At 40.2% G+C, this 21,241-nt stretch carries 17 protein-coding genes; 7 read left to right on the top strand and 10 right to left on the bottom strand.

Annotated elements, in window-relative coordinates; translation table 11 throughout:
• Positions 1–205: 205 nt before the first annotated feature.
• The gene (locus PSF67_RS10020) at positions 206–1,510 is read left to right on the top strand and encodes an NAD(P)/FAD-dependent oxidoreductase (RefSeq protein ID WP_004253300.1); all 1,305 of its coding nucleotides are present in this window, start codon (positions 206–208) and stop codon (positions 1,508–1,510) included.
• A 582-nt stretch (positions 1,511–2,092) separates the two neighbouring features.
• A complete protein-coding gene (gene umoD, locus PSF67_RS10015; protein ID WP_102137736.1) occupies positions 2,093–2,689 on the top strand; it encodes a UmoD family flagellar biogenesis regulator in 597 nt (198 codons plus the stop codon).
• Positions 2,690–2,759: 70 nt separating this feature from the next.
• Here umoD and mfd read toward each other — a convergent pair whose 3' ends face one another.
• Positions 2,760–6,203, bottom strand: coding sequence for a transcription-repair coupling factor (gene mfd / locus PSF67_RS10010; protein WP_102137737.1), 3,444 nt, complete (start codon positions 6,201–6,203; stop codon positions 2,760–2,762).
• Positions 6,204–6,479: 276 nt separating this feature from the next.
• Here mfd and lolC point away from each other — a divergent pair, with 276 nt between their 5' ends.
• The 3 genes from lolC to lolE are packed head-to-tail and all read left to right on the top strand — an operon-like array spanning position 6,480 to position 9,623.
• Positions 6,480–7,682, top strand: coding sequence for a lipoprotein-releasing ABC transporter permease subunit LolC (lolC, locus tag PSF67_RS10005; protein WP_102137738.1), 1,203 nt, complete (start codon positions 6,480–6,482; stop codon positions 7,680–7,682).
• On the top strand, positions 7,675–8,376 hold the full coding sequence (gene lolD, locus PSF67_RS10000) for a lipoprotein-releasing ABC transporter ATP-binding protein LolD (protein WP_125891188.1): 702 nt from the start codon (positions 7,675–7,677) through the stop codon (positions 8,374–8,376). Before lolC ends, lolD begins: the two co-directional genes overlap by 8 nt.
• Positions 8,376–9,623: a lipoprotein-releasing ABC transporter permease subunit LolE gene (lolE, locus tag PSF67_RS09995; RefSeq protein WP_166264661.1), complete on the top strand. Its 1,248-nt coding sequence runs from the start codon at positions 8,376–8,378 to the stop codon at positions 9,621–9,623. Before lolD ends, lolE begins: the two co-directional genes overlap by 1 nt.
• 40 nt (positions 9,624–9,663) lie before the next feature.
• Here the strand turns inward: lolE and PSF67_RS09990 are convergent, their stop codons facing one another.
• Together PSF67_RS09990 and PSF67_RS09985 are read right to left on the bottom strand one after the other, a co-directional pair.
• A complete protein-coding gene (locus tag PSF67_RS09990) occupies positions 9,664–10,236 on the bottom strand; it encodes a class IV adenylate cyclase (protein ID WP_272676851.1) in 573 nt (190 codons plus the stop codon).
• Positions 10,237–10,376: 140 nt separating this feature from the next.
• A complete protein-coding gene (locus PSF67_RS09985; RefSeq protein WP_102137742.1) occupies positions 10,377–10,865 on the bottom strand; it encodes a TIGR00645 family protein in 489 nt (162 codons plus the stop codon).
• A gap of 420 nt (positions 10,866–11,285) precedes the next feature.
• Between PSF67_RS09985 and cobB the strand changes: the two genes are divergently transcribed.
• Positions 11,286–12,119, top strand: a complete 834-nt coding sequence (gene cobB / locus PSF67_RS09980; protein ID WP_102137806.1) for a Sir2 family NAD+-dependent deacetylase — start codon at positions 11,286–11,288, stop codon at positions 12,117–12,119.
• Between the two features lie 51 nt (positions 12,120–12,170).
• Here cobB and PSF67_RS09975 read toward each other — a convergent pair whose 3' ends face one another.
• A complete protein-coding gene (locus tag PSF67_RS09975) occupies positions 12,171–12,881 on the bottom strand; it encodes an SDR family oxidoreductase (RefSeq protein WP_166264663.1) in 711 nt (236 codons plus the stop codon).
• A 385-nt stretch (positions 12,882–13,266) separates the two neighbouring features.
• Here PSF67_RS09975 and pepT point away from each other — a divergent pair, with 385 nt between their 5' ends.
• Positions 13,267–14,502, top strand: a complete 1,236-nt coding sequence (gene pepT / locus PSF67_RS09970; RefSeq protein ID WP_166264665.1) for a peptidase T — start codon at positions 13,267–13,269, stop codon at positions 14,500–14,502.
• A 50-nt stretch (positions 14,503–14,552) separates the two neighbouring features.
• Here the strand turns inward: pepT and PSF67_RS09965 are convergent, their stop codons facing one another.
• From PSF67_RS09965 to hflD, 6 genes are all read right to left on the bottom strand, one after another.
• Positions 14,553–15,152 carry a LysE family translocator gene (locus tag PSF67_RS09965; protein ID WP_166264667.1) on the bottom strand — a complete coding sequence of 200 codons (600 nt, stop codon included), beginning with the start codon at positions 15,150–15,152 and terminating at the stop codon, positions 14,553–14,555.
• 328 nt (positions 15,153–15,480) lie between these two features.
• Entirely contained in the window at positions 15,481–16,605 is a 1,125-nt protein-coding gene (locus tag PSF67_RS09960; protein ID WP_272676850.1) for a ribosomal protein uL16 3-hydroxylase, read from the bottom strand.
• A 246-nt stretch (positions 16,606–16,851) separates the two neighbouring features.
• Positions 16,852–18,309 (bottom strand): two-component system sensor histidine kinase PhoQ, encoded by a 1,458-nt coding sequence (phoQ, locus tag PSF67_RS09955; RefSeq protein WP_181490123.1) that lies wholly within the window; start codon positions 18,307–18,309, stop codon positions 16,852–16,854.
• 1 nt (position 18,310) lies between these two features.
• Positions 18,311–18,985: a two-component system response regulator PhoP gene (gene phoP / locus PSF67_RS09950; protein WP_125891179.1), complete on the bottom strand. Its 675-nt coding sequence runs from the start codon at positions 18,983–18,985 to the stop codon at positions 18,311–18,313.
• Positions 18,986–19,225: 240 nt separating this feature from the next.
• Positions 19,226–20,596 carry an adenylosuccinate lyase gene (gene purB / locus PSF67_RS09945; RefSeq protein ID WP_102137749.1) on the bottom strand — a complete coding sequence of 457 codons (1,371 nt, stop codon included), beginning with the start codon at positions 20,594–20,596 and terminating at the stop codon, positions 19,226–19,228.
• A gap of 17 nt (positions 20,597–20,613) precedes the next feature.
• Positions 20,614–21,240: a high frequency lysogenization protein HflD gene (hflD, locus tag PSF67_RS09940; protein ID WP_102137750.1), complete on the bottom strand. Its 627-nt coding sequence runs from the start codon at positions 21,238–21,240 to the stop codon at positions 20,614–20,616.
• Position 21,241: the final 1 nt, after the last annotated feature.

The following is a 21,241-nucleotide window of genomic DNA, read 5'->3' as shown; positions in this document are numbered from 1 at the left end:
CGTTCTGGAGAAAAAATGATTTGACGAATGTGATCGTAGTCATAATAATCAACTAAATTGATATGAATCAATATTTGGTATTACCAATAGACCACTCATGATATTCTAATTGGAATGAAAGGAACTGTGGCTAATTATTGTTATATAAGGTTTTTCTAAATGAGAAACCTTAAATAACATTAATATATTTTGTTTCGAGGGATTTATGACCTTATCTCAACCCAAAATCATCGTTGTAGGCGGTGGTGCTGGTGGATTAGAACTGGCAACACGTTTAGGCCGCAAGCTAGGCCGTAAGAAACGCGCACAAATTACCTTGGTTGATCGCAACCCTAGTCATTTATGGAAACCGTTGTTACATGAAGTTGCGACAGGCTCGTTAGATGATGGCGTCGATGCGATAAGCTATTTGGCCCATGCCCGCCATAATGCGTTTAATTTCCAATTAGGCTCGCTTACCAATATTGACCGTGAAAATAAAAAAGTGGTTCTCGGTGAACTTTATGATAAGCATGGCGAATTATTAGTCCCTTTGCGTGAATTAGAGTACGACATTTTAGTGATGGCATTAGGCAGTACTTCGAATGATTTCGGTACTCCTGGAGTTAAAGAACACTGTATTTTCTTAGATAACCCACACCAAGCGCACCGTTTTCACGATGAAATGCTAAATCTGTTTTTACGTTACTCAGTCCGTGATAACGCAGAAGAGAGCGTTAATATTGCTATTGTTGGTGGCGGTGCAACAGGCGTTGAGTTATCAGCAGAACTCTATAACGCAGTTGAGCAACTGACCAGTTATGGTTTCAAAGGGTTAGATACTGATGCATTGAATGTCACATTAGTCGAAGCAGGGGAACGTATTCTGCCGGCTTTACCCCCTCGAATTTCAAGTGCAGCTCATCAAGAACTTAATAAGTTAGGTGTGAATGTATTGACGAAAACCATGGTAACCAGCGCTGATGCAGATGGTTTGAATACGAAAGAGGATGGTAAAATTCATGCGGATCTCATGGTTTGGGCTGCTGGGATCAAAGCACCTGATTTCATGAAAGATATCGCTGGGTTAGAAACAAATCGTATCAACCAATTGGTGGTAAAACCAACGTTACAAACATCTCGTGATGATATGATTTTTGCCATTGGCGATTGTGCGTCTTGCGCTAAGCCAGAAGGGGGCTTCGTACCGCCAAGGGCTCAGTCAGCCCATCAAATGGCTAGTCTATGTTATGACAATATTGTCGCGTTAATGAAAGATAAACCTTTAAAAGAATATGTTTATAAAGACCATGGCTCATTAGTTTCACTCTCGCGCTTCAGTACTGTTGGTAGCTTGATGGGCAACTTAATGCGTGGGGATATGATGGTAGAAGGGCGCATTGCGCGTTTTGTGTACATCTCTTTATACCGTATGCACCAAATCGCATTGCACGGTTATATTAAAACTGGGCTAATGATGCTTGTTGGCAGTATTAACAGAATTATTCGACCGAAGTTGAAATTGCACTAATCTGCTAATAACCACTTGTTTAATCTGGTTTTATTATCGACATGCACCTGTATATTCGTATAACAGGTGCATTATTTTTTATATTTATAATGATAAATACTCTTTTAATAAAATATATTAACTAAATCTGTCAAGACTTATCTGTATTAAATATTGCTTAGAAAAACTATTTAGATCAAAAGTAATATATTAAATATCGATTATATTGTCATTATCACTTATGCATATATTATATCCAAATGAAACATAAACCGAGTAATTAATATTGAATGAGTGATTAGAATATTGAATACCTTAAGTGTAAATAATTAAGGTATAAATTTGTTTATATAACGAAAAGTTAAAAATGAATTAGTTTTATTTGTATCTGCTTGATTATTAATAATTAAATTGATTTAATTAAATGGATATAAGAAAGTACACTAATAGTAAAGTTTCTACTTTCTAAAACAGTTATAATAAACCGTTTTTTGATGATGGCTTAAGATAATTCTAAAAAACAATACGATTAGTACGTAATTATCGAATTATTCTGAGTAGTGGTTACAATAGATACAGCATATTTTAATAAGGGTTAACACGATGAAGCTAAAATTTAAGTTGTTATTAGCAACTGTAGTGGCACTCCTTATTGTCTTGCTCGTGACTTTATTCAATCGAGGCCCCGAAACTAAATTGGCTACGGTTTTATCTGTTGAACCAATTCAATCCAATCGTCTTGTTGAGTATGAAAATTGTACAGTAACAGGGGTTTTAGGCTCTTTTAACCAACAGTCTCTTTCTCGTTTTCATCCTGCGCAAAGCGAATGCAAAATGATTTTCATGATTGAAGCGCTACAAGGGAAAGGTTTTCCATCTCTGTTTGATATGCAAAATCAAACTTGTGTTAAGACACAAAAAATGGAATTAGTTGTTGTTGGATATGATGTCGTGTACCAAATTGGTAAAACCATTGGGAAAGTTAGAACATCCTATGAACCATCAATGTTTATTCCTTTAGATGATAAAGGGCGCTTAGTGCTAACATCATCTAATTCAGTATGTGAAACCATTCGCAGTGATATAAAAGGATTATTACCATTTTATTGTCTACAGCAAAATGAATTACCAGTCACAAGAAACGCATCAGTCGTCTTAGAATTGCAACCGAACAAAAATACATTTGGCTTTATGGAATAACCTTTTTATATAAATATTAAAATGATAAAGGCGACATGAGTGTCGCCTTTATCATTTTACAGTGTTAAATCTAGATGATTTGATGTTCTTCAAACCCAGTGAGTAATTGCTTAATAAACTCTAATCGATAGACTCTTTCGGTTAAATCATGGAAAAATTTTAGTCGAACAGGGCCATCTAACCGATAAGTTTGTGGCTGGTTTTGTAATAAGCTTATTAAGAAACTTGGGTCGACTTTATTTTTATCACTAAACTCAATAAACCCACCGTTTTCATGGGCTTCAATCCGTTTAATACCAAGGGCTTGAGCTTGTAATCGAATAGCTGCATTCGTTAATAAGAATTTACCTGCATCAGGTAAGCTACCAAAACGATCGATTAGCTCTGTACGTAAGTCGTCGAGTTCTTGGCTGTCTTTTGCACTAGCTATTCGCTTATAGAAAGATAAGCGAATATTCACATCGTGAATATAGTCGTCAGGCAACAGAACAGGCATACGTAACTCAACCTCTGTTTGTTGGCTAGTTAAATCTTCTAGTGAAGGCTCACGACCTTCTTTTAGCGCATCAACAGCACTTTCTAAAAGCTCCATATAGAGGGTAAAACCAATTGTGGTCATTTGCCCACTTTGATCTTCACCGAGTAATTCGCCAGCGCCACGAATTTCTAAATCGTGAGTTGCCAAAGCAAACCCAGCACCTAAATCTTCCAGTGAAGAAATGGCTTCAAGGCGTTTATGTGCATCGGTGGTCATGGCTTTTGGATGCGGGGTGAGCAAGTATGCATAGGCTTGATGGTGAGAACGACCCACTCGGCCACGTAGTTGATGGAGTTGCGCTAACCCGAAATGGTCAGCACGTTCAATAATAATGGTATTAGCCGTCGGTATATCAATACCCGTTTCAATAATTGTTGTGCATATCAATACATTAAAACGTTGATGATGGAAATCTGTCATTACGCGTTCTAATTCACGCTCACGCATTTGACCATGGCCAACAACAAAACGCGCTTCAGGGACTAACTCTTCAAGGCGTGCTTTTGCTTTTTCAATGTTTTCAACATCATTGTAAAGGTAATAAACTTGGCCGCCACGCAAGGTTTCACGTAAAATTGCTTCACGGACAACTAAGTCATCATATTGGCGTACAAAGGTTTTTACGGCCAAGCGGCGCGCGGGTGGTGTGGCGATGATAGATAAATCACGCATACCACTCATGGCCATATTGAGCGTACGAGGGATAGGTGTGGCAGTGAGTGTTAAGATATCAACGTCTGCACGCATGGCTTTGATCCGTTCTTTATGACGGACACCAAAGCGGTGCTCTTCATCGACGACAAGTAAGCCTAAATCTTTCCATACCAAGTCACTTTGTAGCAACTTGTGGGTACCAATCAGAATATCCACTTTGCCTTCAGCGGTCTGGGTAATGATTTGTTGTTGCTCTTTCGCTGTTTTAAAGCGTGACAACATTTCGATGCGAACAGGCCAGTTAGCAAACCTATCTTTAAAGTTATCATAGTGCTGCTGTGCAAGTAGTGTCGTGGGGACTAACACGGCAACTTGCTTGTTATTATTAATCGCAAGGAATGCGGCTCGCATTGCCACTTCGGTTTTACCAAAGCCCACATCGCCACAAACGAGACGATCCATCGCTAATGGCTGGCACATGTCACTGAGAACAGCATTGATGGCGGCTTCTTGGTCAGGCGTTGTTTCGAATGGAAAACCTTGACAAAACTCTTGGTATTGCTGTTTATCATGCTTAAATGCAAAGCCAGCCTTAGCGGCTCGTTGTGCATAGATATCAAGAAGTTCGGCCGCAACATCACGTACTTTTTCTGCGGCTTTCTGACGTGCGCGTCCCCAGCTATCACTGCCTAATTTATGCAATGGGGCATTTTCATCCGCACCACCGGCATAACGACTAATTAAATGGAGTGAAGAAACAGGAACATACAGTTTATCATTACCCGCATAGGTTAAAATTAAATATTCAGCTTTAATTCCGCCCGCTTCTAAGGTAATGAGCCCTTGGTAACGACCCACACCATGCTCAATATGCACAACAGGTTGCCCAGTGCGTAACTCAGCTAAATTACGAATAAGGGTATCGGTATTAATGGCGCGGCGATTGTCTGACCGACGGCGAACAACACGCTCTCCAAGTAAATCGCTTTCACAAATTAGTGCTTTATGGATATCAGACTGAATAAAGCCATGTTCAGCGGCCCCAATGGTGATGGCAAACCGGTTGTCCGCAGGGCTAGTATAGCTTTGAATAATTTCAGGGCGAATTTTTAAACGAGCTAATAGTTCGGTAACGGTTTCACGTCGGCCTTCGCTTTCGACAGAAAAGACGATAGTTCCATCAAACTGTTCAGTAAACTGCCGCAATTTTTCGAGTGGCGTTTTGCTTTGCCCTTGTGTGCTGATATCAGGCAATGGCAGATAATCTAAATTGGTATTTGCCGCTTTTTTGGGCAGAGACTCGGGAGATAACTGAATACGTGGCCAGTTTTTTAACGATTGATTAAGTTGTTCAACGGTTAGCCAGAGTTCAGATGGCGGGAGCAATGGGCGCATTGGGTCGACACCGCGGCTTTCATACCGCTGCTGGGTGTCAACCTGAAAGCGTTCAGCGGCCTCTTGTAAGCTTTGCGAAACAATTAAGCTTGATGGCGGTAAATATTCAAATAAAGAGGGCAGAGGCTGTGCAAAGAATAAAGGCTGCCAATACTCGATACCCGTTGGTAAGGTGTTTTTACTGACTTGTTGGTAAATATGTTCTGGGTCACGGCGAACTTCAAAACGCTCGCGCCATTGGCTGCGGAAACGTTCAATCGCGTCTTTATCGGTCGGGAACTCATGCGCTGGGAGTAAATTAATTTGCTCGACTTCCTCGAGGGTTCTTTGCGAGTCAACGTCAAAAGTTCGCAAGCTATCAATTTCATCATCAAAGAAATCAATACGAAACGGTAATGAACTTCCCATTGGAAATAAATCGAGCAGCGCTCCGCGTGTTGCATATTCGCCATGTTCTAAAACTTGTTCTACATGACGGTAACCCGCGTTATCGAGCTCATTGCGTAAGTTATCACGGGAAAGTTTATCACCTTTTGCCATCACCAAGGCATGACTGGTTAAAAAGTCAGCAGGGCAGACTTTTTGCATCAGTGTATTGACGGGAAGAATTAACGCGCCTTTTTGTAAACTGGACAAGCGGTACAAGGTCGATAAACGATGAGAAATAATTTCCTGGTGGGGGGAGAAATTGTCATATGGCAATGTTTCCCAATCAGAAAGTGTCTCTATAGGGTGTTGTGTAAACTGTTGAATTTCATCTTTTAAACGTAATGCATTTTGCATGTCACGTGTCACGATGATAACAGGCCCTTGATGACGTTGTATTATTTCTCCACATTCAAGTGCACCAGCCGCCCCGATAAGGCAACCTAAATGGCGAACATCGCCACTACGACTAGGGAGTTCATAACGAAATTTTGACAACATAGAAATCTTCGGTATCTCACAGCGATTAGTAAGCAGTTAAACAAGAGTTAGCACAAACATAGCCAAATTTTGTACGAAAAATAGTTAAGTTAATCAATGAATAGTTAAACTACAAAATTCGGAACAAAACAATCAGTTTTAACCCGTAATTCGTCTGAAAGTCAGACAAAAAGGCATCCAAAGCAGAAAAAAAACCATCGAGTGGTTCCATTCATCAATCGTACCCTTTATTATCGCTGAACACTTCGCTTTGGCAACAGGGGCATCATAGATTTCATGCACCAATCTGTCTCATTATTTATAGGCCTACGTTATTTACGTGGGCGCGCTGCAGATAAATTTGGGCGTTTCGTTTCCAGTTTATCTGCTATTGGCATCACACTGGGGGTGACGGCATTGATAACCGTCACTTCAGTGATGAATGGGTTCGAGCGATCTTTACAAGATAGCATACTTGCTTATATGCCGCAGGCAATTTTAACCTCTGCCTCTGGGAACATAGACCCAGCAAAATATCCAATAACCGATCTACAGCATTTAAACGGTGTTAGCCATGTCGCACCTATTGTGCAATCTGATGTGGTACTACAAAGCCGAACCAATGTTGGCGTTGGTGTCATGGGGGGGATTGAACCCGAAGAACCTTCGCTGTTATTGGATAAACTGGTTGTTGGGCAACGTAGTGACCTTAAAGAAGGCAGCTATAATGTTTTTCTGGGAAACAAACTGGCTGAAACGCTTGGCGTAAAACGTGGTGATGAAGTTCGCTTAATTATTCCTGGGGTGAGTCAGTTAACACCTATGGGGCGTATTCCAAGTCAGCGTTTATTTACCGTCGCAGGTATTTTCCAAACGAATGGGGAAGCGGATACGAGCGAATTGGTTGTCGCACAGCAAGATGCTGCACGTATGCTACGTTATCCAACAGGGCACATTACTGGGTGGCGTTTGTATTTGGATGAACCTTTAAAGGTTGACGTTCTGAGTCAGCAAACGTTACCAGACGGCTTAGTGTGGAAAGATTGGCGAGAGCGTAAAGGGGAGTTTTTCCAAGCCGTTCGCATGGAAAAAAATATGATGGGCTTATTGCTCAGCTTAATTATCGCAGTGGCGGCATTTAACATTATTACCTCGCTATCATTGTTAGTGATGGAAAAGCAAGGTGAAGTGGCTATTTTAAAAACCCTTGGTCTCAAACGTTGGCGTATTTTAATGATATTTATGATCCAAGGTGCAGGGGCGGGGGTGATTGGCTCACTCATCGGCACAATATTAGGCACAATACTGTCTAGTCAACTGAATATCATTATGCCGCTGATTGGTTTATTACCCAAAGGTGTCTCTTTACCTATTGTGCTTGATTACTCTGGTATTTTAATTATTGCACTGAGTGCAATGCTGATTTCTCTGCTGGCAACGCTTTATCCTTCTTGGCGTGCAGCAGCGGTTCAACCTGCTGAGGCTTTACGTTATGAATAAACAACCACTTCTGGTCTGTGAAAATTTAAGTAAAACATATCAAGAAGGGACATTGTCGACGCAAGTGTTGAAAAATGTCAGTTTCTCCATGGGGCTTGGGGAAATGATGGCCATTGTGGGAAGTTCTGGTTCAGGTAAAAGTACCTTATTACATTTACTGGGTGGCCTAGATACCCCATCAGAAGGGAATGTCATTTTTCGTGGGCAGCATATTAATCAATTATCCTCAGATGAACGTGCGGCTATTCGTAATAAAGATTTAGGTTTTATTTACCAATTTCATCATCTTTTACCGGATTTTACCGCCCTAGAGAATGTGGCGATGCCTTTATTAATTGGCAAGGTTGCGAAAGAAACAGCATTTTCGAAAGCGACCGAAATGCTAGAAGCCGTCGGGCTAGCACATCGGGCAGGGCATCGTCCTTCTGAATTATCAGGGGGAGAGCGTCAGCGTGTTGCTATTGCAAGGGCGTTAGTGAATGAGCCAGCATTGGTTTTAGCCGATGAGCCGACAGGTAATCTGGATTTACGTAATGCAGACGCCATTTTTGAATTGCTGGGGGAATTAAACCGAACACAGCGGACCGCATTTTTAGTGGTCACTCATGATATGACACTGGCTCGCCGGTTATCTCGCCAATTGGAAATGCGTGATGGGCATTTGCAGCAGGAAATTACCTTGGGGGCTCGGTAATGTCTAAATTGCCTCTTTCACTACTCACGGCGCTACGTTTCAGCCGTGGCCGACGTCGAACTGGGATGGTCTCGTTAGTCTCGATAGTTTCGACGTTGGGTATTGTTCTCGGGGTTGCGGTGCTCATTATCGGTTTGAGCGCGATGAACGGCTTTGAGCGTGAATTAAATAACCGTGTATTATCTGTCGTTCCCCATGGGCAAATATATGCAGTTAAACCTCCTTATAAAGATTTGGAATTTGCTGAACAAGTTATTCGGAAAACACCGGGTGTAGAAGGCGTTAGCCCTTACATCAATTTTACTGGGTTGCTTGAGCGTGGCGCAAATTTAAAAGCAATCCAAGTGATGGGAGTTTCACGAGAGACTCAGTCACAAGTCAGCGCATTACCACAGTTTATTCTCAATGACGCTTGGCAGCATTTTGAAGCGGGTAAACAATCGATTATTTTAGGCCAAGGTGTGGCTGATGCATTGAATGTGAAGGTTGGGGATTGGGTGACAATCATGATCCCAAATACGGATGCTAGCTTAAAAATTCAGCAGCCTAAGCGTATTCGTGTGCAGGTGACAGGGGTTTTTAAACTTAGTGGCCTGCTAGATCACCAATTGGCTCTTGTTCCACTCGCCGATGCACAGGAATACCTCGACTATGGGGATGGTGTGACAGGGTTTGAAATCAAAGCCACAGACCCATTTATTGCCGATCAAGTCGTTTATGATGCAGGTTTGAAAACTATGCATCATGTTGTTGTAAAAAGTTGGATTGGTGATTATGGCTACATGTACAATGATATTCAAATGGTTAGAAGTATCATGTACTTAGCTATGATCTTAGTCATCGGTGTTGCCTGTTTTAATATTGTTTCTACGCTTGTTATGGCCGTTAAAGATAAAAGTAGTGATATCGCTGTATTGCGAACCTTAGGGGCAAAAGATAGGCAAATCCGCGCTATTTTCTTATGGTATGGTTTGTTGGGTGGCCTTGTTGGTTCTTTGATTGGCGCAGTACTTGGGGTCGCCATATCATTAAATTTAACGTCAATGATCAAGGTCATAGAGGCTATTGTTGGCCATCCAATTTTATCCGGCGATGTCTATTTTATTGATTTTTTACCTTCTGAATTGCATGTTATGGATGTGGTTTATGTTTTAATTACAACCATTATATTAAGCCTGCTAGCCAGCTGGTATCCGGCTCGCCGAGCGAGTAAGTTAGACCCAGCACGGATCCTGAGTGGCCAATAGTTATTAGGGGTAAAGAGCTAATTATTTTTAGGGGATGGCGCTAAAAATTTATTGGCTCTTTATTTGATGACTGTGCAGTTAAAAACATGTGTCTATAGCTGCGAGTTTCGACCATTTCTTCTGTAAATCCATACTTTTTGGCCGTCGCCATCAACCTTTTATATAAACTATCAAGTAAATCTTGCTCATCAGTCATGATGGCAAACTCAGCAAACCAACCGATCCCACTAAGATGGTCAATTGTAATGTGTATGTCATTCAGAAAATAAATACTTCTTACCTTTGTCGTGGTTAAGTAGCAATGGTATCCCAGTGTCGTCAACATGTTTTGTACATGGCGGCAGTCATCAATATTAATGGCTTTGCATTCAGAAACCCCAGGGCCTTTAACTATCCATAATGTTATGCCTGATGGCACCATTTCACGTACACACATGCTGACGTTATTGTCGGCCAGTGGTAAATGCGGGTTTTCATAGAAATAATCTGTTTCTGTATTATTTTCCGTAAAGGGTTCAGCTAAGTCGGCTCTTATTTTATACAAAAAAGTGTCAGGGTCTGGTAATTGAAATTTAATCTCAGCTTCATATTTGCCGACAAAATGTTGGCTCATGTTGAGTATCCTTGCTACTGGTATTCAGGACAGTGATGGTAACACAACGCGGAAAATGAAGAGGGGAATAAAGATAAGATTAGCCAACAGATAAGTGCCTATCTGTCGAGATTAGGCACTTTGAAAATAAATTTTACTGTTTATTTTTTTGTCATTTTATCTAGATAACCCATAACGAATGCAGACAATACAAAGGTTAAATGGATAATGACATACCACATTAGTTTGTCATTTGAGACACCTTTTAAGTCCATGAAGATTTTTAACAAGTGAATTGAGGAAATTGCAACAATGGAAGCCGCGACTTTATTTTTTAATGATGAAGCGTCCATTTTTCCAAGCCAGCCGAGTTTTTCGCTGCTGTCAGGAATATCCATTTGGGAAACAAAGTTCTCATAACCTGAAAACATCACCATCACCAATAACCCACCGACTAATGCCATATCAATCAATGATAATAGCGTCAAAATTAAGTCGGCTTCAGGAATTGAAAAGATATTTGGCAAAATATGGTACAGCTCTTGAAAGAACTTAATGGTTAAAGCCAATAGTGTCAGTGAAAGCCCAAAATAGATAGGCGCTAAAATCCAACGTGAAGCATACATCGCTCTTTCAAAAAACTTTTCCATGAAATCCCTTGTAGTGGTGAGTTAATAACACAGTAAAATCTGCGAGGCGTATTTTAACTGCACTCAGAGTGAACGAGAAAGGTTTTTTTATTGTTTTCCCATTGTGTCGGTTTTATGGCGTATTTATGAAGATATGATGTCATTTTCATGAACAAAAAGTGACAAAATCGATACCTTAGATATTTTTATTTGCATTCAGCATGATGATGCGTTTTAGTATGTTAACATTTAGATAATGTCATCAGTTATGGTAAGGAAATGGTTAATATGCCAATAAAATACACACTTGAGCTTGATTGTTTTAAATAATTTCAAACAATCAAGGTTTATAAATTCATGTCGTAATGACATGATAGAAAACAATTAATATTTAATACGGTATAAATTTATTGGTTATATGGATGAAAGGAAGCTTTGATGTTGCGATTTCGTTATAGGTTAAAAAAAGCTCGTAAGAATAAATGTATACGCCGCCAGCGACTTCGTAACAGGTCTTTTTATATAGATAATAGATTGGATAACATGAAAAATGTCAATATCGTCGTTTTGACGGGGGCTGGAATTTCAGCTGAATCAGGGATCCAAACATTCCGTTCTGCGGATGGGTTATGGGAGGAGCATCGCGTTGAAGATGTCGCTACTCCTGAAGGTTTCGAGCGTGATCCTGAATTAGTACAACGTTTTTATAATGAGCGGCGTCGGCAGTTACAGCAAGAAAATATTAAGCCTAACGCTGCTCACTATGCACTTGCACAGCTTGAAGAACTTTTTGGTGACCGCTTTTTGTTAATTACGCAAAATATAGATAATTTGCATGAAAGAGCGGGGAGTCAGCGGGTTATCCATATGCATGGAGAGCTATTAAAAGTTCGCTGTAATTGGTCAAATCAAGTATTGGAGTGGAAAGGGGATTTATCCACGGATGATCGTTGTCATTGTTGTCAATTTCCTCAACCGCTAAGACCTCACATTGTTTGGTTTGGTGAAATGCCAATTGGCATGGATTATATTTATCAATCCATTGAATCGGCGACTATTTTTATTTCTATTGGGACGTCTGGCCATGTTTACCCTGCTGCAGGTTTTGTCCATGAGGCAAAATTACATGGGGCCCATACGGTAGAACTTAATTTAGAGCCTAGCCAAGTGGAAAGTGAGTTCGATGAAAAACACTATGGTTTAGCTAGCAAAGTCGTTGTTGAATATATTAATAAGCTTATTACTGAGTTACAGACAACGAATACCACGCAATAAGCTTTCAATATATGGCAATATAAGGGAAAACACATTGTTTTCTCTTATAGATTAGACATTCGTATCCATCATAGCGGGCATTGTAATCTCTTTGACGCAAGTTGCATTGCTGGTATTGGCGATAAAGCGTACGGCATTGACAACATCTTGTAATGGGATTAATTGCCCATCACTTCTTTCAATGACTTCATCGACAGAAACAGTTAATGGGAACTCAGTTGCTAGATAACCTAAGTTTATGACTGATATTGCTATTTTATCTTCTCGCAGAGTTTCTCTTAATGACTGAGCTATTCCTCTGAGGGCATATTTGGTGGCAGAAAAGGTGACTTCCTTGCCATTATGATTATCTAAACCCCATGTGGAACCAATCAATATAATCTTACTGTTTTTTGCTAGGCGCAAATTAGGTAAAAGCGCTTTTAAGTTTAATAAACAAGCGCTTATATTGGTTTGAACCATATTGAGTAACTCTATGTCATCAGTCGATTCAAATTGGTACTCCTCATTAAACGCCAGTTTTTCCCATATGCCAACGTTATAAATTAAAGTATGAATAGGTTGATTTTGAATAACATGCTTAATGGCATTTGCACTATTAATGTCATTTAAATCAGCAGGGATCCACGTAAAATTAGTTTGTTCAAAAGGGGGTTTTGAGCGGGAAACACCATAAATATGGTCTACTTTTTCAGGAAATCCTTCGACTAATGCCTTGCCTAAGCCTTTGCTGACACCATAAATTAAACATGTTTTTGACATGAACATTCCTATTAACGAGTAAAATTTCGTTTTGTTTATTAATTAGCTAATAAATAAAAAATTAGACATCATATATAGCACACTATTTCAATTTAATAATTGATGATCTGTGTTGTGGGTGAGTGAAAGTTAACCAAATGGAGTGTTTTTAGGTAACAAATAACGAACAACCTACTAATTAATATAATTTGATTATTAGCTTTATTAATTATATGTGCTGATTGTGACTATAATAGTTAATCAATAAAAAAATAGGCTGAAAAATAAATTTTATTAAAGATTTATCATAAAAATAGTGAGCATTAACAGGAAAGCTGATTTGAGACAATAATTGAATCTGTGATCTTTCCCATAATATGAGCATTAATATTTTAGGGGGAAGGGTATGGACAAACTCTTAGAGCGGTTTTTTGAATATACCGCTTTCGACACACAGTCAAAACTAAACGCAAAAACAGTACCGAGCAGTGCGGGACAGTTAAAGTTTGCCCGTGCATTAGTTAATGAGCTGAACGAATTAGGTTTTGAAAAAATAACACTAAGCGACCAAGGTTGCGTGATGGCCTATTTGCCATCAAATGTTAGTTGGGATGTTCCAACGATTGGTTTTATTTCACATTTAGACACAGCGCCTGATTTCTCAGGTAAAAACGTGAGTCCACAAATACTCGAAAATTATCGAGGAGGGGATATTGCGTTAGGCATTGGTGATGAAGTGCTATCCCCTGTGATGTTTCCGGTACTCCATGAAATGATTGGTAAAACCCTGATCATGACCGATGGTAAAACTTTACTCGGTGCCGATGACAAAGCGGGTATTGCAGAAATCATTACAGCATTAGTACGCTTAAAGGAAAAGAATATTCCGCATGGTAAAATCTGTCTTGCATTTACACCTGATGAAGAGATAGGACGCGGGGCTCGCCATATCGATTTTAAACAATTTGATGCATTGTGGGCCTATACCGTCGATGGTGGTGGTGTTGGTGAATTAGAGTATGAAAATTTTAATGCGGCCAATGTTTCGATTAAAATTGTCGGTAATAACACCCATCCAGGTACAGCCAAAGGGGTGATGGTTAATGCATTAGGTTTAGCGAATCGTATTCACTCGATGTTACCTCCTGATGAAACACCTGAAAATACAGAGGGATATGAAGGGTTTTATCATTTAACATCGTTAAAAGGGACAGTAGAAAAGGCCGAGTTGAATTATATTATTCGTGATTTTGACTTAGCAGGCTTTGAAGCTAGGAAGAAAAATATCATTCGAATTGCTGAAAAAGTTGGCGAAGGGCTACATCCAAGCTGTTATATCGAACTGACGCTTGATGATACCTATTATAACATGCATAAAGAGGTCATGAAGTACCCACATGTTATTGAATTAGCGAAACAAGCAATGCTTGATTGTGGCATTGAGCCCGTTATTCAACCTGTTCGTGGTGGTACCGACGGTGCTCAGCTTTCACATCGCGGCTTACCGTGCCCAAATATTTTTACAGGTGGTTATAATTTCCATAGTAAACACGAATTTATAACACAAGAAGGTATGGAGCAGGCTGTTAGTGTGATCATGCGTATTGCGGAGCTAACGGCTATTCACGCACGGCAATCGTGATATTTTTTGAGAAGTAAGGGTGCTTATAACAATAAGCACTCTTACTGTTGTTATTGAAATAATACAGAAATACCACTAAGCGCCAGTAAAACTCCCATGACTAAGTTAAATCGCTTTAATGTCTTAGGTTGTTTTAGCCTTTCTCTTAATTTACTTCCAAACATAGCCCAGATAGCAACACATGGCCAATTGATAGCTGCAAATATGATAGCGACCTGCAACATTGATAAATAGGGCGCAGTTGTATTGGTATACATCGCCATTCCAGAGACCGCCATCATCCATGCTTTAGGGTTTATCCATTGAAATAGTGCCGCTTCTAAGAAAGTTAGTGGTTTAATTTCTTGGTTATTTGTCTGTGCAATTGAGTGGCTAATAGTCGTTTTCCATGCAAGCCAGAACAAATAAATAATTCCAAAATATTTTAATATCGAATAAACCATAGGGGATGATTGGATCAATGTGCCTACTCCTAGCCCTACTGCAACGAGCATAATAAGAAAACCGATTGATACCCCAAATGAATGCGGCAATGTTTTCCTAAATCCAAAATTAATGCCTGAAGCAAGTAACATAATATTATTGGGTCCTGGCGTTATGGATGTCACAAAGGAAAACAATGATAAAGCCAAAAGTGTTTCTATGTTCATGTTGTTATCATCTTTAAAAGAAGCAATTAACGCTGGGTAAAATTGGCGATATTGAAGTAAAAGAGTTTAGAATCGAATCAAATAAAGTCCTTTATCTTTGCGTGCTTATGGGTAAGTAAGACTCATAATTGGAGTATATGGCCGGGGAATGAAATACATATTAAAATAAATAATTTAGTTATTAATAAAGGTATTTTAATTACAGTCAGCGGTTTTTATTAATGGGGAGGAGAGAGATGTTATATAATACTAATAAGATTATTTTGAAGAAAAGGCCCATATTTAATGAGCCTTTCATAAAATACAAATGTAATATTATAGGTACCGACTAATCATCAAAATACCAGTAACCATTATTGACGAGTGCGGTAAGCAGTGCGATAAAATTAACGTCATCAATGGCGTCAGCTAAAAGTTGGCTATTAACAGCATCATAGCGACATAAGCTATCCGCGGCTTCATAACACTCAGTTTCTAAGCATTCTCCATTCACAAAAAATTGGTCGCCAACACGTAATGCTCTGAGACCATTTAATTTGTATAAGGTTTCTTGCTGAGTTTTTAGTAAATCATAGATTTCTTCTTGCTCATAAGGCGGCTCAGGTGGCGCAATGTCTAACTCGTGGCGTGATTGGGAGATAAACTCACCTAGCCATTTACGAAATAGTTCAGGGTCATTAATGAGTGATCCCATCATCTCACGTAGCTTAATTTGCTCGCCTTGTAAAATCTCTGCAGGGTTATCACGAAATGATAAATCTGGGTCACTATAACGGTAACTACCTAAATCGTTAGAAATTAAGTGATCGGCAAAGCTACTGATTAATTCACGAGTATTTGGTGCACGAAAGCCAACTGAGTAATTTAATGAAGGTTCAATGGCGTAGCCTTCATGTGGAAACCCTGGTGGGATATAGAGAATATCGCCAGGTTCCATCTCTTCATCAATGATGGCATCAAAGGGTTGCACTTGCAGTAAGTCAGGATGTGGGCAGTGTTGTTTCATTGGGATTTTTTCTCCCACTCGCCAATGTCGGCGGCCTTCACCTTGAATAATAAACACATCGTATTGGTCTAAGTGAGGGCCTACACCACCACCGGGAACTGAGTAGGAGATCATTAAATCGTCCATTCGCCAGTCTGAAAGCACACGGAATGGTTTCATCAACGCAGAGCTTGGGTGATGCCAATGGTCAACAGCCTGAACTAAAATAGACCAATTTTCTTCACCGAGGTGGTCATAGCTTTCAAATGGGCCATGACCAACTTGCCAAATTCCTTCTTTATGGCTAACCAAACGGCTATCAACCTCATCTTCCATTGCCAAACCGGCAAGTTCGTCAGGTGAGATAGGATCAATAAAATTCGCAAACCCTTTTTTAATAAGCAATGGGCGCTTTTGCCAGTGACTGTCGAGAAAACTTTGCCAGTCGAGATTTAGTTTGTAATCCATCTTATTGTCCCTTGGAGCTGCTAAATATTGCTAATCTGTTTATTGCAATATACCCGGCCTTAATACTGAAAAATGACCTATATAGAATGGCATGATGCTAAATAAACTTTATGAGAAACATGGGGTGACGGTTTATCTTGGGCGTAAACAAGTTAGCCACCCTAAACGACTTTTCATAAAACACTTCACAAATAGTATACCGGAAATGCTTTGTAAAATAGGGGGCAAACGGACACATATCACAGATTAACTATCTTCAATCATAGATTGCTGCCTAAATGTGACGGATAAACGAGCACCGCCAAGAGGGCTGTCACTAATTGTGATCTCCCCGTCATATTGGTCGATAATATCCACGGCAATGGATAAGCCTAAACCTTGGCCTGGACGAAGCGTATCTGCACGTTGCCCTCGAACAAAAATTAAGCTACGTTTGCTTTCAGGTACTCCAGGACCATCATCATCAACAATTAATGTTAAGCTATCAGCTCCCGTAATAGCGCTAACCTCGACAAATTCAAGGCAATATTTACACGCATTTTCCATAATATTGCCCATTACTTCCATGAAGTCATTAGGTTGACCTAGCCAGGTTATTTCAGGAGAAACATTAACCGTAATAGAAACCCCTTTGTGCTGGTAAACTTTATGTAGAGCACTTGCAAGGCTGTCTAATATTGATGGAACAGATGAAATTTCACGTAGCATCATGTTTTCATCACCTTGCGTTGATGCGCGGTGCAAGTAATAACCAACCTGCTGAGAAATACGGCCAATTTGTTCAAGCATGATAGGTTCAGCTTGTTCAATATTCATTTGTTTGCCTGAGCGAAGCAGGCGTAATGTCGACTGTAAAACAGCTAACGGCGTTTTTAAACTGTGTGTTAAATCAGAAAGTGTGGTGCGATATTTACTGTAGCGCTTTCGTTCATTCGTTAACAAAATATTAAGGTTGCGTACTAGGCCGCGAAGCTCATACGGTGGGTTCTCGTCCAGTGCATCCCGTTCACCTTTTTCTAGGCTACTGAGTTGTGATACTAATGATTTAATTGGCCGTAGGCTCCAATAAGCGGCCAACCATAATAAAGGGATGACTAAAATTAAGTTAGCCAGTAAAACGTAACCAAACCACTCCCAAACTAACCCGGTATTTTGTAAGTCTTGTGGTAGGGTATCAACAACGACAATGGTGAGAGGCGGCAGGTTTTCGCTTGCTGCATATTGGTTAACGGACACGGAGTGAGTAAGCGGTTCGTCGTCATTACCCATGTCGTCTAATTTTGTGTTGAACTCGGGGTTGTCGTCTAGGAGTTGGCGAGTTTCACGAATGTCCGTATCAATTTCATATAAGCCCTCTTTTTTTAGCCAATCATTACGGATCAGCCGTTCAACGCTAGGTACATCCCGTTGGCGCCATAATACGAGACCTTGTTCATCATAAATAATAACCAAAGTAGGGTTATTTAACGTGAAATTTGGTGGAACACGAATATCAATTTTATTATTTTGCCATTGGGCTAGGCTGTAAATTAAGTTACTTTGGCTACGTAATAGGGTGTAAGTTGTTTTATCGAAACTAATTAGATACCCCAAAATTGCTACGATACCGTAAGACAAAGAGAGCGCCAAGATCACGGCTGACGTTGCACAGAGAAAACGCGCTCGTAGCGAAAGGGGCTTGAACTTAAATTTACGTAGCTTCATATTAGCCATTCACATCAAAACGATAGCCTTGGCCACGTACAGTGACAATCACATCATCACTATGGAATTGTTGAATTTTTTTGCGTAATCGGCCCATTAAAACATCGATAGTATGACTTTCTCTAAGTTCGGCATCTGGATAAAGCTGGCGCATTAACGAGTCTTTGCTAACTACTTTCCCATTGTTGCGAAGCAGTGTTTCAATGATGGTGTACTCAAAAGCAGTTAATTTGACGGTTTCACCGTTAACTGTAAATTCTTTACGTGAGAGGTCAATAACGAAATTGCCTAATTCGAGTACTTGTGACGCGAGACCGCTATTTCTGCGCATTAAAGCTTGCATACGGGCGACCAGCTCTTCTAGTTGGAAAGGTTTCGTCACGTAGTCATCTGCACCACTGTTTAGCGCTTGTACTTTTTCTTGCCAACTTTCCCGAGCCGTCAGTACTAAAAGTGGAATATTGACGTGCTCGCCACGCCAGCGTTTTATCATGGAAAGCCCGTCTTCATCAGGTAAGCCCAAATCAACTACTGCGATATCTGGGCAACTTTCGTGTAAAAAGTAGTCAGCTTCTTTTGCATCTTCAGCGGAGTCAACCTGATGACCAAGCTCTTTAAGCTGTACGGTTAAATGGTGACGAAGTAATGCATTATCTTCGACAATAAGAATACGCATCGGAAACCCTCATATTGAAAAGAGATAGCTACAATTTATCAGATAGTAGCACTAGATACGCTATGGTAAAAAGAGTTCTGAACAACGACAAGGGATTAAGTAAATATAAATCAAACGAACCTAAAAAATAGTTTATCTATATTTATCTCTAGATAATTTAGCATGAGGGATAGAACGGGGAATTCAGAATGGTAATTAAAAAAGGCGACTTAGAAGCCGCCCAATTTGACACTATCGAGGCTATTTTAGCTCGTCAATAAAAGTGACAGCGTAACCGATGTAGTTAGCCGGTGTCATCTCTTTCAAACGTGCTTTTTCATGCTCTGGCAATTCTAAACTATCAATGAATTGTTTCATCCCTTCGGCGGTAACGCGTTTGCCACGGGTCAATTCTTTGAGTTTTTCATATGGTTTTTCAATGCCATAACGGCGCATTACAGTTTGAATCGGCTCAGCTAGTACTTCCCAGTTTTGGTCTAATTCATCCAGTAAATGCTGTTCATTAACTTCTAATTTGTTTAGGCCTTTCATGGTTGATTGATAAGCAATCAATGCATAACCTAAGCCGACACCGAGATTACGTAATACTGTCGAGTCCGTTAAGTCACGCTGCCAGCGAGAAACTGGAAGTTTGCTTGCTAAATGGCCTAAGACGGCATTTGCTAACCCTAAGTTACCTTCAGAGTTTTCAAAATCAATCGGGTTTACTTTGTGTGGCATAGTGGAAGAACCAATTTCACCAGCGATTGTTTTTTGTTTGAAGTGATTTAATGCGATATAGCCCCAAATATCACGGTCGAAATCTAACACGATAGTGTTAAAACGAGCGACACAATCAAATAACTCAGCAATATAGTCATGAGGTTCAATTTGTGTGGTGAATGGGTTCCATTGAATGCCTAAAGACGTAACGAAGGTTTCGCTAAATTCGTGCCAATTCACTTCAGGGTAAGCGACCATATGTGCATTATAGTTACCAACTGCACCATTGATTTTACCTAAAATTTCAACCTGTTGTAGCTGGCGGAATTGGCGTTCCAAACGATAAGCAACGTTGGCAAACTCTTTACCAATGGTGGAAGGCGTTGCAGGTTGGCCGTGAGTACGTGATAGTAACGGCAAATTGCGGTACTCATGAGCCATTGTTTTGATTTTATCAATAATTTGACGCCATTGTGGCAGTAATACTTCTTCGCGAGCGGTTTTCAGCATCAATGCATGCGAAAGGTTATTGATGTCTTCTGAAGTACAAGCGAAGTGAATAAATTCAGAAACGGCATGAAGAGCAGGGATGTTTGCCACTTTTTCTTTTAGGAAGTATTCTACGGCCTTCACATCATGGTTGGTTGTGCGTTCAATTTCTTTGATACGCATTGCATCTTTTTCACCGAAGTTCGCGACAATTTCATCTAAGTAAGCGATTGCGTCAGCATCAAATGAAGGAACTTCTTTGATTTGAGCGGTTGCAGCCAGTTTTTGTAGCCAGCGAACTTCAACTTGCACGCGAAATTTCAGTAAACCAAACTCACTAAAAATAGTGCGTAAAGTGCTGACTTTATCACCGTAACGGCCGTCAATCGGGGATACAGCGGTCAGTGAGGATAATTCCATTGGTAGCAACTCCAGATTTAAAGGTGAGACAAAATATCTTTCGCCTGATTAGCCAGACGACTGCGAGAGAACATGAGTTGGATACGACTTCCGCCAACTTGTTGCCAAAGCACCGCGCAGCGAATACCTGCGAGTAAAGTGGCTCTAACTTTTGCTTGAACTAACGTATTCTTTAGAATATCAGGGGAGCCCGTGACTTGAATTCGAGGTCCCGCAGGGCTGACTACGTCCACGTAAATACCCGCAAGCGCGTTAAATACACCTTCAGAAAGTGGCTCAAAATAATCAGCTTGGCGTTCGAATTGCTCAATACGTTGGCCAAGTTGGTTCATCGCTTCTTGGTTTTTATTGAGACGACGCTCGAGTGCCATAATACTTAACATATAGCGTGTCATTTCAGCGGATAAACCACTGTTGCCGCCTGTTAACATGCCTAACAGGGCACTGAGTCCCGTTTTTAAATTTTCGGTATCATTACCAAAGACATCCAAAGTGGATTTTGGATTCATATTGGTGAGGCAATTGACCATGGTTTCAGTGTCTTTCTCAAGACAAACACCTTCATGTGCAAGTTTTTGAACCATTGCGCTTGCTTGGCAGATACCCGCTAAAGCAAGCGTAATGTCATAATAGTTTTTTGCCACA

Origin of the sequence: Providencia sp. PROV076 (genome assembly GCF_028483405.1) — a bacterium.
Classification (GTDB): Bacteria; Pseudomonadota; Gammaproteobacteria; order Enterobacterales; family Enterobacteriaceae; genus Providencia; species Providencia huaxiensis.
The sequence above is the reverse complement of the archived record's forward strand: the minus strand, read 5'-3'. Positions and strand labels throughout refer to the sequence as shown.

What these genes read in the sequence shown, in the direction of transcription:
- PSF67_RS10020 (WP_004253300.1), top strand. Translation starts at nt 206, where the DNA reads ATGACCTTATCTCAACCCAAAATCATCGTTGTAGGCGGTGGTGCTGGT.
- umoD (WP_102137736.1), top strand. Translation starts at nt 2,093, where the DNA reads ATGAAGCTAAAATTTAAGTTGTTATTAGCAACTGTAGTGGCACTCCTT.
- mfd (WP_102137737.1), bottom strand. Translation starts at nt 6,203, where the DNA reads ATGTTGTCAAAATTTCGTTATGAACTCCCTAGTCGTAGTGGCGATGTT.
- lolC (WP_102137738.1), top strand. Translation starts at nt 6,480, where the DNA reads ATGCACCAATCTGTCTCATTATTTATAGGCCTACGTTATTTACGTGGG.
- lolD (WP_125891188.1), top strand. Translation starts at nt 7,675, where the DNA reads ATGAATAAACAACCACTTCTGGTCTGTGAAAATTTAAGTAAAACATAT.
- lolE (WP_166264661.1), top strand. Translation starts at nt 8,376, where the DNA reads ATGTCTAAATTGCCTCTTTCACTACTCACGGCGCTACGTTTCAGCCGT.
- PSF67_RS09990 (WP_272676851.1), bottom strand. Translation starts at nt 10,236, where the DNA reads ATGAGCCAACATTTTGTCGGCAAATATGAAGCTGAGATTAAATTTCAA.
- PSF67_RS09985 (WP_102137742.1), bottom strand. Translation starts at nt 10,865, where the DNA reads ATGGAAAAGTTTTTTGAAAGAGCGATGTATGCTTCACGTTGGATTTTA.
- PSF67_RS09975 (WP_166264663.1), bottom strand. Translation starts at nt 12,881, where the DNA reads ATGTCAAAAACATGTTTAATTTATGGTGTCAGCAAAGGCTTAGGCAAG.
- pepT (WP_166264665.1), top strand. Translation starts at nt 13,267, where the DNA reads ATGGACAAACTCTTAGAGCGGTTTTTTGAATATACCGCTTTCGACACA.
- PSF67_RS09965 (WP_166264667.1), bottom strand. Translation starts at nt 15,152, where the DNA reads ATGAACATAGAAACACTTTTGGCTTTATCATTGTTTTCCTTTGTGACA.
- PSF67_RS09960 (WP_272676850.1), bottom strand. Translation starts at nt 16,605, where the DNA reads ATGGATTACAAACTAAATCTCGACTGGCAAAGTTTTCTCGACAGTCAC.
- phoQ (WP_181490123.1), bottom strand. Translation starts at nt 18,309, where the DNA reads ATGAAGCTACGTAAATTTAAGTTCAAGCCCCTTTCGCTACGAGCGCGT.
- phoP (WP_125891179.1), bottom strand. Translation starts at nt 18,985, where the DNA reads ATGCGTATTCTTATTGTCGAAGATAATGCATTACTTCGTCACCATTTA.
- purB (WP_102137749.1), bottom strand. Translation starts at nt 20,596, where the DNA reads ATGGAATTATCCTCACTGACCGCTGTATCCCCGATTGACGGCCGTTAC.